This window comes from Sporomusa sp. GT1, assembly GCF_014634905.1.
GTDB lineage: Bacteria > Bacillota > Negativicutes > Sporomusales > Sporomusaceae > Sporomusa > Sporomusa sphaeroides.
Genome location: NZ_BMBX01000062.1, coordinates 1 through 1657 on the forward strand (window position 1 = coordinate 1; position 1657 = coordinate 1657).

Here is a 1657-nt window from a genome sequence, read left to right on the forward strand (position 1 = left end):
CAGACTGTGTGAAATATCCTCTCACGCCCTCTAATAAAGTAGCTTAAAATACAAAATGCTAGGCAAATCGTTAACTTTTGTTGAACTGAATAGCATCTAGCGGGATTTAGGCTAGAGCCGGAGATTTTCTAGCAGTCAATTTTGCTAATACTTCTTTCGTCCCCAGGATAGATATAACACGCCTAAGGTTATACGATAAAAAAGACAAAGAAAGCTCCCCTGTGACTGAGCGCTTACGCTTAGTCAGGAAATAATACGCTCCCCATCCTCGTTTAATTGTTCCAAAAACATGTTCAATGATCATTTGCCGTAATCGGTATTTATCTTTATTTTTCTCCGTCTTTAGATTAATCGTATCTAAGAAGTCTTGGTCTATATGCCGAAAGATACTTCGACCCTTTGCACTTCGAGTACAGCGTTCTTTTACCGGACAAGAGGAACAGGCTGCATAATTTCGGTATTCGTAACCAATAACGCCTTTTTCCTTACTGGTTCTCTTCTTGGCAAAATATAACTCAATTCCTCTGGGACACCGATATATATTTTCCTCTGCGTCGTAATGAAACTTATCCGGGTAAAACTCTTTATCTCCGGTCCCGTTCGAATATGTTTGTTTCGCGACATATGGAGTGATATGATTTTTTACGCATGTTTTGAGGTCGTCAACCTTGTAATATCCTTTATCCGCTACCACTTCGAGCTCTTTTTTTCCAAGCACCACTTGGGCACGCAAGGCCATGTTGTCTAACTCACCCAAATCGTTGGCCTGTGTTGTTACTTTGAAGTCGGCCACTAATTTGTGTTTGGCATCGACTGTGGTCTGTACATTGTAGCCTACATCTACTGTATTATTGTTATTGGACATAAGTCGAGCATCCGGGTCTGTTGTAGAGACTTCACTGCAGCCTTTTTTATCTATCGTTTCTTGATAAGCCTGATAGGTTTGTTTTCGATTACGAAGTTCTTGAATTCGCTGTTGTACTTCTTGTACCGACAGCTTACGTTCCTGAGTCTCCGCGTTATCCGTTGTCTCTAGTTCTTTCATATAGGTTTCAATTTTTTCATCGATATACCGGATATGACGTTCCAGTTTTTTGGCACTGTAATTATTCTTTTTGCTATTACAAGCTCGCATTTTAGTCCCATCAATCGCCACTAACTCTTTGCCATATAGGCCCCATTCATCGCACAGGCGTACGAACTGGCGAAACACCTTTTTGAGGGCGAGTTTATTATCTTTGCGAAAGTCCGCAATGGTTTTATAATCTGGTTTTAGTTTTTGCAGTAGCCAGATGACTTCTAGGTTTCGTGCTGCTTCTTGCTCAAGCCTGCGCGATGAACGGACCCGGTTTAAATAGCCGTATAAGTATAATTTTAATAAGACTTTTGGGTTATAGGGAGGGCGCCCGAAAGTGGGGCTAGTCGATCGCTCAAATGCCAGTTCCAACACATCAAGCTGTTCCACGAACGCATCTATAATGCGAACTGGATTATCTTCGTGGACGTAATCGTCGATACTTTCGGGAAGCAAAATTGTTTGTCCTCTTTCTTCGCCTTTTATATAGCCCATACTCTCACCTTCTCAATCAGTATACAACTATATTTTAACATATTTGTAATTTCATATAATTTTTAAATGCACTTTTCACACAGTCTG

1 protein-coding gene is annotated in these 1657 nt (G+C 40.7%); it reads right to left on the reverse strand.

Features of this window, described 5'->3' with window-relative positions:
• Positions 1-106: 106 nt before the first annotated feature.
• Entirely contained in the window at positions 107-1570 is a 1464-nt protein-coding gene (locus tag GT1_RS21810; RefSeq protein ID WP_188400486.1) for an IS1182 family transposase, read from the reverse strand.
• Positions 1571-1657: the final 87 nt, after the last annotated feature.

What these genes read in the sequence shown, in the direction of transcription:
- GT1_RS21810 (WP_188400486.1), bottom strand. Translation starts at nt 1,570, where the DNA reads ATGGGCTATATAAAAGGCGAAGAAAGAGGACAAACAATTTTGCTTCCC.